The organism is Vreelandella piezotolerans, from assembly GCF_012427705.1.
Lineage (GTDB): Bacteria > Pseudomonadota > Gammaproteobacteria > Pseudomonadales > Halomonadaceae > Vreelandella > Vreelandella piezotolerans.
This window is the reverse complement of the sequence record NZ_CP048602.1, coordinates 1738649-1752097: the sequence shown is the minus strand read 5'-3', so window position 1 is coordinate 1752097 and position 13449 is coordinate 1738649. Positions and strand designations below refer to the sequence as shown.

Annotated in this window: 10 protein-coding genes; 4 read left to right on the top strand and 6 right to left on the bottom strand. The window is 56.5% G+C overall.

Features of this window, described 5'->3' with window-relative positions; translation table 11 throughout:
- Window positions 1–81: 81 nt before the first annotated feature.
- From GYM47_RS08030 to GYM47_RS08005, 6 genes are all read right to left on the bottom strand, one after another.
- On the bottom strand, window positions 82–1074 hold the full coding sequence (locus GYM47_RS08030; RefSeq protein ID WP_153843862.1) for an adenosine deaminase: 993 nt from the start codon (window positions 1072–1074) through the stop codon (window positions 82–84).
- Window positions 1067–2806 carry a thiol reductant ABC exporter subunit CydC gene (gene cydC, locus GYM47_RS08025; RefSeq protein WP_153843863.1) on the bottom strand — a complete coding sequence of 580 codons (1740 nt, stop codon included), beginning with the start codon at window positions 2804–2806 and terminating at the stop codon, window positions 1067–1069. The genes GYM47_RS08030 and cydC overlap by 8 nt, the downstream gene beginning before the upstream one ends.
- Entirely contained in the window at window positions 2803–4488 is a 1686-nt protein-coding gene (gene cydD / locus GYM47_RS08020) for a thiol reductant ABC exporter subunit CydD (RefSeq protein ID WP_153843864.1), read from the bottom strand. Before cydD ends, cydC begins: the two co-directional genes overlap by 4 nt.
- Window positions 4489–4492: 4 nt before the next feature.
- Window positions 4493–5494, bottom strand: coding sequence for a cytochrome d ubiquinol oxidase subunit II (gene cydB / locus GYM47_RS08015; protein ID WP_139528017.1), 1002 nt, complete (start codon window positions 5492–5494; stop codon window positions 4493–4495).
- Window positions 5495–5496: 2 nt separating this feature from the next.
- A complete protein-coding gene (locus GYM47_RS08010; RefSeq protein ID WP_153843865.1) occupies window positions 5497–6912 on the bottom strand; it encodes a cytochrome ubiquinol oxidase subunit I in 1416 nt (471 codons plus the stop codon).
- Between the two features lie 211 nt (window positions 6913–7123).
- Window positions 7124–8098, bottom strand: coding sequence for a calcium/sodium antiporter (locus tag GYM47_RS08005; RefSeq protein ID WP_153843866.1), 975 nt, complete (start codon window positions 8096–8098; stop codon window positions 7124–7126).
- A gap of 167 nt (window positions 8099–8265) precedes the next feature.
- On the opposite strand from GYM47_RS08005, the gene GYM47_RS08000 reads away from it, so the two are divergent.
- The 4 genes from GYM47_RS08000 (at window position 8266) to GYM47_RS07985 (ending at window position 13427) form a co-directional block, all read left to right on the top strand.
- Window positions 8266–9627: a paraquat-inducible protein A gene (locus GYM47_RS08000; protein WP_139528020.1), complete on the top strand. Its 1362-nt coding sequence runs from the start codon at window positions 8266–8268 to the stop codon at window positions 9625–9627.
- Complete coding sequence (gene pqiB, locus GYM47_RS07995; protein WP_153843867.1) at window positions 9620–11302, top strand: intermembrane transport protein PqiB; 1683 nt, start codon at window positions 9620–9622, stop codon at window positions 11300–11302. The genes GYM47_RS08000 and pqiB overlap by 8 nt, the downstream gene beginning before the upstream one ends.
- A gap of 15 nt (window positions 11303–11317) precedes the next feature.
- Window positions 11318–11905 carry a PqiC family protein gene (locus tag GYM47_RS07990; RefSeq protein ID WP_231125659.1) on the top strand — a complete coding sequence of 196 codons (588 nt, stop codon included), beginning with the start codon at window positions 11318–11320 and terminating at the stop codon, window positions 11903–11905.
- Between the two features lie 268 nt (window positions 11906–12173).
- Window positions 12174–13427 carry a DEAD/DEAH box helicase gene (locus GYM47_RS07985; protein ID WP_139528023.1) on the top strand — a complete coding sequence of 418 codons (1254 nt, stop codon included), beginning with the start codon at window positions 12174–12176 and terminating at the stop codon, window positions 13425–13427.
- The last annotated feature ends 22 nt before the right edge of the window (window positions 13428–13449 follow it).

Genomic DNA, 13449 nt, shown 5'->3' with positions numbered 1-13449 from the left:
GAAGGGCGTTGCCGTTCGATGTGGGGCGTATTTTACGCATTTAACTCCGCGCGTCAACACCTTTTTTTGCCAGACACCTCATCAAGCAGCGGCTAAACGTTTGAGAAGTTCGTCGCGTCGCTGCTCGCTGACAAATGCCTCCTCGATAGCGTAACGATTGAGCATTCGAAAGGTATCTTCATCCCAGCCAAACGCATCGGCACACGCCAAATGGTTCTCCAGCAATCCACCGCCGAAATAGGCAGGGTCGTCGGAGCTAATGGTGACTTTGAGCCCCTCGGCCAACAGTTGGGGCAAAGCGTGGTCACTTAGCCGCTCGACAACTTTCAAGCTGACGTTTGACAGCGGACACACGGTCAGGACCGTTTGCTGATCACGCAAACGCTTGACCACGTCATCGCTTTCCAGACAGCGCACGCCGTGATCGATACGTTGCACTTCTAGGATATCGAGCGCTTGAGCAATGTATTCGGCAGGTCCCTCTTCTCCGGCGTGGGCAACACGGACCAGACCAAGTTCCTTGGCGCGAGCGAACAGCGCTTGAAACTTGACCGGAGGATGATCGCGCTCGGCGCTATCGAGTCCGATAGCATCCAGGAACTTCCAATAGGGAGAGGCCTGTTCAAGCACATGCAACGCTTCATCGGCGGGACGATCACGAAGAAAAGCCATGATCATGCCGATCGTCAAATCCAACGATGCTTCGGCCTCCTCTTTCGCCCGTAGAAGACCGGCCATGACGACTTCGAGCGGTACGCCGCGCTGTAGATGCGCCTGGGGGTCGAAGTGGATGTCGATATGCATCACCCCTTCGCTACGGGCACGCTTGAAATAGTCCATGGCAAGATCGTAAAAGTCTTGTTCATTGCGCAGTACGTTCATGCCTTGGTAATAAAGATCTAAAAACCCTTGAAGGTCTTTGAAATCGTAGGCCGCTTTCGCTTCGTCCACGGACGCATAGGGCAACTCGATCCCGTTACGGGCCGCCAGTGCGAACATGAGCTCAGGCTCCAAGGTGCCTTCAATATGCAAGTGGAGCTCGACTTTGGGAAGTTGACGTAAAAACTCATTCATACGGCGCGCCTGCTTGCGGTTGGGAGAAAGAAGTAGTATCGGTACATAAGCGCCCACCATCAAGGTGCCACCAAGCATCGATCCCAGCCAAAAGCGCCGCGTCCTCGGTTTGATGAACGAAGAAAATCACGGTTCGCCGTGCGAGCCAGCGATCTAGCGCCGCGGCCAAGTGCTTTGCCGTATCGGCGTCTACGCTAGCAAACGGTTCATCCAACAACACAACAGATGGATCGCGCAGCATCAATCTCGCCAAAGCAACCCTTCTTGCCTGACCTCCAGACAATTGCTGGCCTTTTTCGCCCACGTTCGTCGAGAGCCGCTTAGGCTGCTGTGCTACCCAGTCTTCCAAGCCCACCATGTTGAGTACCCGCCACAACTCGTCATCGGTAGCGCTCGGCTTGGCGATCCGTAAATTCGACTCAAGCGTTCCATCGAATAGATCCGTTTGCTGAGTGAGAAAGGCGAAATACTCGGCTCGACTCTCTGTGGAGAGACGATGTGGCGGCACTCCAGCGACACGAATCTCGCCCTGGGTCGGTGCCATACGTCCCATCAACACACTGGCCAACGTCGATTTACCAGATCCCGACACACCAGTAATCACGACTCGGGTATGTGGCAAGAGCGTCGCCTGTACATCGACCAGTGCTGGATACATCGTGTTGGGATAAGCGTAATGAACGGAAACAAGCTGGATGGCATGCTCATCGGCACGATAGGGAAGCCCTTGCATGTCGATTACAGGCGCTAGGGGTTTGAGAGCATTCAAACGCTGCACGGCTGCGTAACTCGCGCCCAGTTTCAAGAACGCCGCGGGGAGCAACGCGAACACTTCGTTCATTCCCAGCACAGCAATCACGGCCATGACGAGCACCGGACCCACGACCTGCTCTGCCGAAAACGCCAAACTTCCCAGCCATAGCGTGGCGATGAGCATCAGCCCGGTCACCGCAGAAACGAAGGCGTTGCCCAAGGCCAATTTCAAAGCCAAACGACGCTGGTTCTCGGTGGATACTGCTTCGAGATTCTGGATTTTCTGGCGATGCCACCCGCTTGTTTGATAGCTACGCAGCTCCGCAGATGCCTGCACCTGATCCAATACCAATCGACGTAGCTCCTCTTGATCACTGACGTGCTGGTAGCTATTACCGAAGCCGATCCAACCAAAACCGACCGTCACCACTAGCCAAAGCAGCGTGAATACCAAAGCCATCACCACAGCAACCCAAGGTAGCCATATGGCGATGAACCCGGAGACCACGAGTACGGTCAGCAGCGCCGCTACCGGAGGGATCAGACAACGTAAGTAGAGGTTATTGAGTTGATCGATATCTGCCGTTAGACGGCTGAGCCATTCACTTGCACGTTGCCGTTTGAGAGTCGCATCATCCAGGCCTGTCAAATCACCGAACACTCGGTAGCGTAGATCGGCCAACAGGGTAAGCACGGTGCTATGGTTGTATAAACGCTCAACGTACCGCGCCAAAGTCCTCAGCAGGGCAAAAAAGCGGATGCCTCCACCGGGTACGTATACGTCCAACGTCGACGGAAGACCCGCCGCGAGCGCGATCCCCGCCAAGGCGCAGGACACGATGAACCATCCGGACAGTCCTAGTAGTGACAAACCCGCAAGCAAGGTCACCCAAACCAATAAGGCTCCCAACCAGAACTGTTGACGGCGGCGAAGCAGTAACTTAAGCCAAGGCGCAACGTCACGAAAAAGGGCCATCATTGCTTTACCTCCACCAGCTGGCCTGAGCGGCATACAAAGTGGCGATTGGCTACCGTCATGACGGCCGGGTGATGCGTCGCCATGACTAGCGTACGCCCCTCACCTGCCCATTCGAGCAGCGCCTGGATGACCACGCTTTCCGTTTCTGCGTCTAAACTTGCCGTCGGTTCATCGAGCAAAATAAGCCGAGCCTGACTAAGATACACGCGCGCCAGCGCAAGCCGCTGCGCCTGTCCACCAGAAAGGCCAACACCACGTTCACCCACGGTCGTTTCCAATCCATGGGGCAAACTTGCCAATAGCTTGCCAAGCCCGGCTCGCTGCAAAGCTTTCACGAGCGCAGCGTCATCCGCCTTTGGAGAAGCAATGCGCAGATTATCAGCTAAAGAGCCCTGCAGTATGCACGGCGCTTGATCCAGCCAAGCAATAGGAATAGAAAGGTCGATGCGGCACACTCCACGAGTAGGCCTCATGAACCCCGCCATGAGTGCCAGCAGTGACGACTTACCGCTACCAGACTCACCGGTGAGCACGGCCACATCGCCCTGCCTTAGCGACATACTCACATCGCTGAGCACCGGCGTACGTTCAGCGTAGCGAATATCGACGCCATCAAGCTCGAGGAGCACGCCAGACGCAGAGGGCGGCAACGGAGAGGAAGCTACTTGGTTGGGTTCGTTGAGAATGGCCACGACGCTCTCAGCGGCGCCAAGGGCAGCAGCACGATCATGATAATGTTGCGACAGCGTTCTAAGCGGCTGAAAAAATTCCGGTGCAAGGAGCAACACTGCCAACCCGCTAAACAGCGTCAACTGGGGCGAAGGACCGTAATCGATGTATCCTAGCAAGCCAAAACCGACATACATGGCCACGACAGCAATCGCGACGGAAGCAAAAAACTCCAAGACCGCCGACGATAAGAACGCTAAACGCAGCGTCCGAATACTCAGTCGACGATAGTGATCGGTGGCGTACCACACATCTTGCTGAGCCTCTTTGGTGTGACCAAACAGCTGCAGGGTGGTCATTCCGCGCACTCGGTCGATAAAGTGTGCGGAAAGACGAGAGACGGCCATGAACTGATCACGATTCAATCGCTCAGCCCCCATCCCTACCAATGCCATGAACAGCGGTATTAGTGGGGCGGATAAAAGCAGAAAAAAGGCAACCAGGTAGTCGAGCCAAACGACAATGCTCAGTATCAGCATCGGCAACGCCACGACGATTCTCAGCTGCGGATAAAAGCGAGCGAAGTAACCATCCAGCGCCTCGATGTGCTCCACCGACTGAGTGGCCAATGCCCCACTCTGCTGACGCGTCAACCATGTTGGCCCAAGCGCCGAGATTTTGTCGAGCAGGGTTTGCCTGGCATATTGCCGAATGCGAAGGCTTGCTTTAGCACTACACGTCTCTTGCAGTGCCTGAAAAAGCGAACGCAGCAAGACAACCACCACGAGGCCAACGAGCGGTAGCACGAGTGACCAGGGGGAACGCCCTACAATGACCAACTGGTCGATCAGCCAAGCAAGCCCCACCACCAGCAGGACGGTTTGCATACCCGCCAGCACGCCCCAAACCGCCGCCCACATCAGCTGTTTCTGCTCGCGTTTGGCAAGCAAGTTAAGCCAATGGCGCGGCGTCATGGCCTCCACCGTATTCACTTCGGGAGGATGGTCTGACATAGCGTTAGTGGTATCCCTCCCCTACACGCACCTTGCCGCGGAACACCCAGTAGGTCCAAGCGGTATAGGCCAGGATGATCGGGATAACGAACAGCACGCCAATCAGCAGGAACAATTGTGATTCGGGCGCTGACGCGGCGTCCCAAAGTGTGTAATTGGGCGGCACGATAACCGGCCATTTACTGACGATCAGCCCTAAGTAGGTAAAGACATAGATGCCTATCGTTGCTACGAACGGTATCCCTTCATCGCGACGCTTGACGGAGCGATACACCATGAAGGCCGAAAAAAGCGCCAACGCCGGGAAAATCCAGATTAATTGAAGATGGCCGAACCAACGTTCCCATACCACCGGATTAACGAACGGCGTCCAAATACTGATAATGGCGAACACCCCGAGCACCAGCGCCAGCAACATGGGCGTGATCTTGTACGCCCAGTCTTGGATATGACCTTCCGATTTGAGGATCAACCAGGTCGCACCAAGCAGAGCGTAGCCCGCCATCAAGCCTAGTCCCGTGAGCACTGAGAACGGCGTCAACCAGTCGAAAGCACCGCCCACGAAAGCAAAGTTTTCGACACGGAAGCCTTGAATGTACGCCCCGACCACGGCCCCTTGGGCAAACGCCGCCACACCGGAACCCCAGCTGAATGCACGGTTCCACCAGCGCCGATTACGACGCGACTTGAAGCGAAATTCAAACGCGACGCCGCGGAAAATCAGCCCGGCCAGCATCAAAAAGACCCCTATGTAAAGCGCTGGCAAAAAGACCGAATACACCAATGGGAAAGCACCGAGCAGGCCCGCGCCCCCCAAAACTAGCCAGGTCTCGTTGCCATCCCATACAGGGGCTACCGAGTTCATCATGACATCGCGGGAATCTTCATCTGGGGCGAAGGGAAACAGTATCCCCAAGCCCAGATCGAAACCATCCATTAATACGTACATCATGATGCCGAAGCCGATGATGCCCGCCCAAATTAGCGTTAAATCAAACATTTCCATGTTCAGCTCCTGACCGGATCGACGTCATCGTCAAAAGGGGTGTGTGCCGCAGAGAATGGGCGCATAGGCCGCTTGAAGTTCTCACTCGTCGTTTCCTGCTCGTCGTGAGGCAGCATGCCATTGCGTACCACGCGAGTGAGGTAGTAAATACCGGCGTAGAACACGACGGCATAGACTGCCACGTAGCCAATCAGAGTGAATAGCGCCATTGGCCCGGTCAGCGACGGCGTCAAGCCCTCGGCATGGGTCATCATGCCGTAAACCAGCCAAGGAGCGCGTCCGGATTCGGTGACGATCCAACCTGCCAACACCGCCGCGAAAGGCATGGGGATCATACAGACCAGCGCCTTTAAATAGCCCGAGTGTTCGTACACTCTGCCCTTGCGACGCATCAGCAGACCAATGAAGGCGGTTGCAATCATCAGCAGACCGATGCCGACCATGACACGGAAAGCCCAAAATACGATGATAACGGGTGGCTGCTCCTCAGGAGCAGCTTCGCTGATCCCAGGAATTACCCCATCGGGAGAGTGGGTCAAGATAATGCTAGCGAGGTTCGGAATGCCGATCTCAAGATGGTTGGTTTGCGCTTCCTGGTCCGGAATGGCAAACAGCAGCAGCGGTACGTTGCTAGACGTTTCCCAATGCCCTTCCATCGCCGCCACTTTAGTCGGCTGATGCTCGAGTGTGTTCAAACCATGAAAGTCCCCGACCACCGCTTGTGCAGGTGCGAGAAAAAGGAGTAGCCACAAGCACATGGAGAGTGCGCGGCGATTGGCCTCTGGATCGCGCCCACGAAGCAGGAACCAAGCGCTGACGCCCGCCACGACGAAACCACCCGTCAAGAAAGACGCCATGGCCATATGGGCAAAGCGATACGGGAAAGAGGGATTGAAGATAGCCTCGAACCAAGAGAGTACGTGGAAGCGGTTGTCGATCAGTTCCACACCGGCAGGCGTGTGCATCCAGCTATTGGCTGACAAAATCCAGAAGGAAGAAATGAACGTACCCACTGCCACCATAATGGCAGCAAACAGGTGCACCCCTTGCGGGACTTTTCCACGGCCAAACAAGAGCACACCGAGGAATGCCGCTTCCAAGAAGAACGCGGTGACGACTTCATAGCTCAGCACGGGCCCCAAGAAGTTGGAGGCGGCCTGGGAAAAGTTGCTCCAATTGGTGCCGAACTGGAAAGACATCACGATACCCGAGACGACGCCCATGCCGAAGACAACGGCAAATACCTTGGTCCAAAACAGCGAAAGGCGGTCCCACGCAGGATTGCCGGTCTTAAAGTACAGCCCATGGAGCAGCGCAATATAGGACGCTAGCCCAATGGTAAAGACTGGAAAGATCGCATGAAACGATACAACGAAGGCGAACTGTATTCGCGATAGTACTAGGGGGTCGAGTTCCATCACACTCTCCTAAGACCTGAGTTGGTATCCCGTCAATGGGTGTCACAAGCTTAGTTGAGCCTTAATGGCGCTGCATTTTAGTTATAAGCACTAAGCTTATTCTTTACATGCGTTGTAGTTTACCGTTTCGACCATCGCTATACAGCGTAAGTTTGCCTGAAAAGCTGTGTCGCATTGACGCACACTCTCCAGGCAACACCACTTTGCCGTACTAGGCCATCACCACGATGCTGACCATATAGCCGGTGTAGGCAATAAACATGGTAAAGAGTGCACCACCCTCGATACGGTTGATACGCCGCGGACGCCCACGCCAAGAGAACGCAAACAGCACCATGACGAGCGTCATGAGCGTCATTACGCTCCAATCCCGCATCAGCACTTCACGCCCCGCCTCGATCGGCGCAATGACGCCCGCCAAGCCCACCACGGCCATGCTATTGAAGAGGTTCGAGCCGACAACGTTACCTAGCACCATGTCATGTTCATTGCGGCGCAAGGCGCTGATAGAGGACGCTAATTCAGGTAACGACGTGCCCACCGCTACCACCGTCAAACCGATGATCAAATCACTCACACCAAAACCCACGGCAATTTCAACGGCGCCCCATACCAGCAATCGAGAGCTGGCAATCAATAACACCAATCCAATCAGCGTCCACATGATGGACTTACCGCGAGACATCGGCTTGCTATCCAGGCTTTCGGTCACTTCTGCCATCAACGGATCGTCTTGCTGACCGCGAGCGTTGAAGATGCTCGCCGTAATGAACACGCCAAGCCCGATGAGCAACAGCGCCGCTTCAAGCCGCGATATCCATCCGTCCCATAGCATGTATCCCGTCACTAGCATCACCAAGACGAGTAGCGGCATCTCTTTACGAATTACCCCCGAATGGACGGCGAGAGGCGCCATCAGTGCGACAAAACCCAGCACCAACCCCATGTTGGCAATGTTAGAACCGTAAGCGTTACCCACCGCCAAACCAGGATTGCCTTGCGTTGCCGCCAGTACCGAGACCATCATCTCCGGGGCGGATGTACCAAACCCAATCACCAGCATGCCGATCAAGAGCGGCGAAAGCCCTAACCAGCGCGACGTCGCCGCGGCACCGTCGATAAACTTCTCTGCACTCCATATCAGCAGGACCAAGCCCACTACCACAGCAAGAAAGGCGAGTAACATTTCAGTTCCTTAATGTCATAATGTTAGGCACTATCGCGGCTGCATCCTTGTCTAACGAGCCTGTTTGGTCAAGTGCCGTTTGCAAGCGTCGGTTCCGTTCCCTAAATTGACTGGCACCACGCTCCATCGTATTGGTTCTTACCATCTCATGCACAGAGAGTTTGCTGTTGCCCCATTACTCTTTCATCAAACGGCCTTCTCTGCCGGTTAACTCTCCCGAGGTCGACTGTTTTCCACCTGAGACCCGCACTCAGCGGCGGCGCCTGCGCGCCTGCCATGAGTGTGACTGGGTTTCGGCCCTTCCGCCGCTCAAATCAGGTGAAAAAGCAACCTGCCCGCGCTGTTCACACGTACTGGTAAAGCGCCATCGCTATCCGGCTCAGCGCAGCATGGCGCTCGCACTGGCCTCACTAATAGCACTGTTGGTAGCGATCTCGTTTCCCTTCGTGAGCTTTAGCGTTAGCGGCGTCGGCAATCGCATCGAACTATCACAAACGGCGACGACGCTGATCGCGTTTCATCAGCCCATCGTTGCCATCGCCGTCATGATGACCATACTCGTGCTACCCGCCGTTTATTTAGTGGGTGTGGTATGGCTACAGTTTGGACTCTTGCGCGCGCGACCCATGCCGTTCAGCCGTGATATCGCCCGCTCGCTGGCCCATTTGACCCCATGGATGATGGCGGATGTCTTCATCATTGGCGCCCTGGTCAGCTTGATCAAAATAGCGGGTATGGCGCAAATCGAACTAGGCATCTCCTTTTGGGCGTTTTGCCTCTTCGGTATTTTGCTATTGATGACGGTGCAATCCATCGACGGCGACTGGATGTGGTTCTCGCTTGAAGGCGAGCCCCTTGCCCCTGAGGGCACATTGACCGGTACGACCGCTGCCAACCAAGGTGTCACTGGGTGCCCCACCTGCGGATTGGTCAATCGCATCGAACATGACCGACAGCGATGTTTGCGCTGCCATGAGAAACTGCATACTCGGCTGCCACACAGCCTGCAGCGTACATGGGCGCTGCTGTTTGCCGCCACCGTCATGTACCTTCCGGCCAACCTCTATCCCATCATGACCACCACGAGCTTGGGCAACGCTACGCCCTCCACCATCATTGGAGGAGTCGTTCAGCTCATCCAAATGGGATCATGGCCAGTAGCCGCCGTCATATTCGTAGCCAGTGTCATCGTGCCGGTCGGCAAACTGGTCGCTCTGGCCTGGCTTTGCTTGATGCTCAAACGCAGCAATGAACTCAATGCCCAGAGCCGCACCCGGCTCTATCGTTTGACCGAGTTCATTGGACGCTGGTCCATGGTCGACGTATTCGTGGTGGCCATTTTGGTTGCTCTCATCCGCGCGGGGTCGTTAATGTCGATTACGCCTGGACCAGCCGCCCTGGCGTTTGGCGCGGTGGTCGTGCTCACCATGCTCGCGGCTATGACCTTCGACCCCCGCTTGATATGGGATACTCAACCTTCTCGCTCTCTTCGCCGTAAAACGGCCACCAAGGAACCTGTTGATGGCTAACGATTCCATGCCTCAGAACACACCCAACCCAGATCAAGGCGAGTTGCACAAAGCCAAGGCGTCGCCCCAAACACGCTTGTCCCCGATTTGGATCGTGCCGCTGGTTGCCGTGATCATCGGGCTATGGCTGGTTTACGACAACTACTCCAGTCGCGGCACCCTGGTCACGTTGACGATGGAAAGCGCGGAAGGAATCGAGGCGGGCAGTACGCTCATTCGCAGTCGCAACGTCGAGATTGGTCGGGTCCAGAGCGTACGCTTGTCCGATGACCTCTCCCATGCCGTCATGGTGGCGCGCATTCAACCCGGGGCGGAAGCTATGCTAAGAGAAGATAGCCGCTTTTGGGTCGTCAAACCGCGTATTGGCCGCGAGGGCATCAGTGGGCTGGGTACCGTTCTTTCAGGTGCCTACATCCAGCTAGAACCGGGTCAGTCAGAAGAGCCACAGCGAGAATTCGAGGTTAGCGATGTACCTCCCGTGGCTCCCGCCGGCCAAGCTGGGTTGCAAATCAACTTGGTGAGCCAACTAGGCAACTCGCTGCGCATCGGCGACCCGGTCTCTTATCAGGGCTACACGGTAGGCCGCGTAGAAGACACGCGCTTTGAACCTGAAACGCGCACCATGCACCATCAAGTTTTCATCGAAGAGCCCTACGCCCAGCTCGTCACCGACAGCACGCGCTTCTGGACGGCCAGCGGGATCGACTTCCGCCTGGATGCCGATGGTGTGAGAGTCAATGTCGAATCCCTCGAAGCGCTATTGGGCGGCGGTGTGACCTTTGGCGTACCGGAAGACCTTCCCATGGGCAAACCTGTGGAGGCCAACACACGCTTTAATCTCTACGCGGACGAAGATACTGCCCGGGAAGGCACGTTCAACCGATACTTGGAGTATGTTTTGCTGGTTGACGACACGGTAAGAGGCTTGTCTCGGGGAGCACCGGTGGAGTTTCGTGGAGTGAGAATCGGCACCGTCGCCGCGGTCCCTTGGAATTTCACGGCGCCACAGCCTGATTCCCGGGCGCGATTCGCCATTCCGGTACTCATTCGCATCGAACCCCAACGCTTGGGTATCGAAAACACCGACATCGACCTAGAGGAGTGGGATGCGCGCTTCAAGCGGATGTTTGGGCTAGGCCTGCGCGCCTCGCTTAAGAATGGCAGCCTGCTCACAGGGGCGCTGTTTGTCGACCTTAACTTCCAGCGCGACCTTGCCGATGAGTACGTCGCCGAGCGATTTGCCGAGCGAACCGTGTTCCCCACTGTGGCTGGCGGTTTTGCACAGATTCAGGCACAGGTCACCAGCCTGCTCGAAAAGCTCAACGCGCTGGAAGTCGAACCTCTTCTTGCGGGGCTAGAGCGTAATCTTCAAGCCTCGGAAAGCGTGCTAAACGAGGTTCGCGAGGTCAGTACATCGATCCATCAGTTATTGAACGACCCGGATACTCAGGCGATTGGCGGCAACTTGAACGGCACGTTGGAAGAACTGCGCCGCACACTGGAAGGCGTTTCGCCCTCCTCGCCAGCGTACCAAGAACTGACCGGCGCCATCGAGCGCCTAGATAGACTAATGCGCGATCTACAGCCGCTCACCCGGACGCTGAACGAGAACCCAAGGGCGCTGCTGTTCGATAACTTGGACACCCAGGACCCGATTCCTCGCGCTCCTCGCTAATTAAGGATGACCGTTATGTTACGTCGCTTATCTCTATTTTGGCTGGCGGCTTTTACGAGCCTACTCTTGTCCGCCTGTGCCAGCAGCGTATCTCCACCCACGCGCTATATGTTACCTACAAGCCCGGCGGTCAACGCACCGAGCCGTGCCGAAACAACGCTTCAAGTCAGCCCCCTCCGCCTAGCCCACTATTTGGATGTGGACGGCATCGTAATGCAGCTCGATGACATCACTTTGAATGAAGCGCGCGAGCATCAGTGGGCGGAGAGCATTGGCCGGCAATTAGAACGCGCGTTACGCGCCGAATTAACCGACCAGCTTCCTAGCGTGCAGGTAGTGCGGGCGGAAGGCAGTCGTCCCAGTGCGCTGACGCTCTCATTGGAAGTGGATCAGTTCCAGGGCCGCTATGATGGCGTTGCAGTGACCAGCGGCCAATGGCAACTGCGCGATAGCGATGGCGAGATGCTCGCCCTAAAAAGCTTCACTGCTGAAACGGTCCTCGATCAGGACGGCTACCCAGCCCTGGTGCGCTCGTTGGGCGAGAGCTGGCAGGTAGTGGCCGAGCAAATCGCCGACCAGTTGCGTCAAGGCGGCTACTTATAACCCCAGGCGTGTTCGCTACGGGTAGCGCGTCGACGTGAGACTTTCGTGTTACACTCACGACCACGACGACGTCACTGTCAGCGCCACCCTGTCTCCCTCTTGTGAAACCCAGAGGTGTCACAAGACGTTTTAACGCCCGTCGCGGCACAGCGTGCTATCTGTCAAACTTCGCTGCCGCGACGGTGTACCATCCTCGCTTTTTTGAACATGACGCTTAGCAGCGCCGCCCATTAGGTGGTGCCGCCTGCTATGCGACTGCGGAGAACGCATGAGCTTTTCTGATCTTGGTCTGCACGACGATTTATTACGCGCGGTGAACGCGCAGGGCTATACACAGCCGACGCCGATTCAACAAAAGGCCATTCCCGTCGTTCTCGAAGGACGCGATCTCCTTGCCAGCGCACAAACCGGCACGGGTAAAACGGCAGGCTTCACACTGCCGATGCTACAGCGCTTGGCAAACGGCAAGCGTCCCGGGAAGCGCCAAGTGCGCGCGCTCGTCCTCACGCCGACCCGCGAGCTGGCGGCACAGGTGGGCGAAAGCGTAGCGGCCTATGGACAACACCTTTCGCTGCGCTCCCACATCATTTTTGGCGGCGTCGGTCAACAGCCCCAAGTCGATGCTTTAAGGCATGGTCTCGACGTGCTGGTCGCTACCCCTGGCCGCCTGCTCGACCTGCACCAGCAAGGGCACGTCGACCTGTCCGCCATTGAAATCCTGGTACTGGATGAGGCGGACCGCATGCTGGACATGGGCTTCATTCACGATATCAAGCGCCTACTGCGCCTGGTCCCCAAGCAACGCCAAAACCTCCTGTTTTCTGCCACATTCTCCAACGAGATCCAAACGTTGGCGCAGCAGCTACTCGATAATCCCGCTCTCATCGAGGTGGCGCCACGCAACACCACGGCAGAAAAAGTCGAGCAAGCGATCTACCGAGTGGATCGCGATAAAAAGCGCGACTTGTTGGCGCACTTGATCCAGCGTCACAACTGGTTTCAGGTACTAGTATTCACTCGCACCAAGCACGGCGCTAACCGGCTAGCCGAGCAACTCTCCAAGCAGGATATCCCTGCCATGGCGATCCACGGCAACAAAAGTCAGGGTGCACGCACGCGTGCGCTCGGTGCGTTCAAGAGCGGCGATTTACAGGTGCTCGTCGCCACTGATATTGCCGCGCGCGGCCTAGACATCAATGAACTTCCCCATGTGGTGAACTTCGATCTGCCCAATGTCGCTGAAGATTACGTTCACCGCATCGGTCGCACAGGGCGTGCGGGCAGCAATGGTGAAGCTGTCTCGTTGGTGTGCATCGACGAGCATGGTCTGCTCAAAAACATCGAGCGACTGATCAATCAAACGTTGCCGAAACACATCGAACCGGGCTTCGAGCCCGACCCCAATGCCAAGCCAGAACCCATCGAAAATGGTCGCCGGAGTCAGCGTCCACCTCGTCGGCGCAAGCAAGATGGGCCATCTACCAATACGGGTGGAGAGCGACGTCGCCGTAGCCGCCGCTAGCCCGCACGCCCGGAATGTGCGA

Bases quoted from the DNA above. Each gene is read 5' to 3' on its own strand.
- GYM47_RS08030 (WP_153843862.1), bottom strand. From the start codon at position 1,074: ATGAATGAGTTTTTACGTCAACTTCCCAAAGTCGAGCTCCACTTGCAT.
- cydC (WP_153843863.1), bottom strand. From the start codon at position 2,806: ATGATGGCCCTTTTTCGTGACGTTGCGCCTTGGCTTAAGTTACTGCTT.
- cydD (WP_153843864.1), bottom strand. From the start codon at position 4,488: ATGTCAGACCATCCTCCCGAAGTGAATACGGTGGAGGCCATGACGCCG.
- cydB (WP_139528017.1), bottom strand. From the start codon at position 5,494: ATGGAAATGTTTGATTTAACGCTAATTTGGGCGGGCATCATCGGCTTC.
- GYM47_RS08010 (WP_153843865.1), bottom strand. From the start codon at position 6,912: ATGGAACTCGACCCCCTAGTACTATCGCGAATACAGTTCGCCTTCGTT.
- GYM47_RS08005 (WP_153843866.1), bottom strand. From the start codon at position 8,098: ATGTTACTCGCCTTTCTTGCTGTGGTAGTGGGCTTGGTCCTGCTGATA.
- pqiB (WP_153843867.1), top strand. From the start codon at position 9,620: ATGGCTAACGATTCCATGCCTCAGAACACACCCAACCCAGATCAAGGC.
- GYM47_RS07990 (WP_231125659.1), top strand. From the start codon at position 11,318: ATGTTACGTCGCTTATCTCTATTTTGGCTGGCGGCTTTTACGAGCCTA.
- GYM47_RS07985 (WP_139528023.1), top strand. From the start codon at position 12,174: ATGAGCTTTTCTGATCTTGGTCTGCACGACGATTTATTACGCGCGGTG.